Source organism: Nocardia sp. NPDC046763 (genome assembly GCF_040645495.1).
In the GTDB taxonomy this organism is placed as follows: Bacteria; Actinomycetota; Actinomycetes; order Mycobacteriales; family Mycobacteriaceae; genus Nocardia.
Genome location: NZ_JBEYYI010000091.1, coordinates 1 through 1,667, shown reverse-complemented (window position 1 = coordinate 1,667; position 1,667 = coordinate 1). Strand labels below are relative to the sequence as shown.

Annotated in this window: 1 protein-coding gene; it reads left to right on the top strand. The window is 65.9% G+C overall.

The features are described from left to right. The first annotated feature begins 121 nt into the window (after positions 1 to 121). Complete coding sequence (locus ABZ909_RS43590) at positions 122 to 1,525, top strand: IS1380 family transposase (RefSeq protein WP_357012378.1); 1,404 nt, start codon at positions 122 to 124, stop codon at positions 1,523 to 1,525. Positions 1,526 to 1,667 lie beyond the last annotated feature (142 nt).

Here is a 1,667-nt window from a genome sequence, read left to right as displayed (position 1 = left end):
AGCCTCGATCCATGGACGTAATCAGCGGCGGGCCGTCCCCGGAATAGGGAAAGTGCCTTCCGAACTGCGATGATTGGTGTTCTCACGCATCAACCGTTGCAAGATCGGAAAGACACTTTCAGTGCGATTGTTTCACACGTTCGCCGAGGGCTCGGCAGTGTTCGATGACGACAATCTCGTCTCGGTGGCTGGGCTGGTCCCGGTGATGACGTTGGCCGAGCAAACGGGCCTGACCAGCATGTTGGCTGACAAGGTCGCCATAGCTTCGCCGCGGATCACCTCCGGGTCGGCCAACCCGGCCCCGAAACTGGCCACGCTGATCGCCGGGATGTGCGCGGGTGCGGACAGTATCGATGACATCGACCTGCTGCGCAGCGGCGGGATGGGGCACCTGTTCGGTGGTGTGTATGCGCCCTCGACGGTGGGAACTCTGTTGCGCGAGTTCAGCTTCGGTCATGCCAAGCAGTTGGAGTCGGTGATGCGCGAGCACCTGTCCGCGCTGGCCGCCCGCACCGATCTGCTGCCCGGCGCGGCGACACGGTGTTTCGTCGACATCGACTCGCTACTGCGCCCGGTCTACGGCAAGCAGAAGCAGGGCGCGTCCTACGGGCATGCGAAGATCGCCGGGAAACAGGTTCTCCGCAAAGGACTTTCACCCCTGGCGGCCACGCTCAGCACCGACCTCGCGGCGCCGGTTGTTGCCGGGATGCGGCTACGCGCCGGGAAAACCAGCTCCGGCAAAGGAGCCGGGTCGATGGTCACCGAAGCGATCCGCACCGCCCGCGCCGCCGGGGCGACCGGCACCATCCTGGTGCGCGGCGATTCGGCCTATGGCAACCGCAAAGTCGTGCGCGCAGCGCTGCGGGCCGGGGCACTGTTCTCGCTGGTGCTGACCAAGAACGCGGCCGTGAAGAAAGCGATCGCCTCGATTCCCGATGACGCGTGGACCCCGGTGCGCTATCCCGGTGCGGTCCGCGACCCCGACACAGGCGAGTGGATCTCCGACGCCGAGGTCGCCGAAACCTCTTACACCGCTTTCGTTTCCGCCAAGGACCGCGTCACCGCCCGGCTGATCGTGCGGCGGGTGAAAGACGCCCGCTACCCCGACGCGCTGTTCCCTCTCTGGCGTCACCACCCCTTCCTGACCAACTCGCAAGAGCCGGTTGCCGATGCCGACATCACCCACCGCAAACACGCCGTCATCGAGACCGTTTTCGCCGACCTCATCGACGGCCCCCTAGCCCATATGCCGTCCGGGAAATTCGGTGCCAATTCCGCCTGGGTGATCTGCGCTGCCATGGCCCATAACCTCCTGCGCGCTGCCGGAACCCTCGCCGGCGGCAACCACGGCCGCGCACGCGCGGCCACCTTGCGCCGCAAAATCGTCAACATCCCCGCCCGACTGGCCCGCCCGCAACGTCGGCCGATCCTGCATCTGCCCACCCACTGGCCCTGGGTCGTGCCATGGCTCATGTTGTGGCACAACACAATCGGCTACACACCGCCACAACCCGTCACCACCTGACCAACCCGGCCAGAACCGGCCAGAACCGAGATCCACGTGGAAATGCTGGGCAGACCAGCGGCTACCTCATACCCGAAACCCGCTGGTCTGCACGCCTCCGGCGCGCAGACCAGCCCGAAACCCGGGTCCATGGATCGAGGCT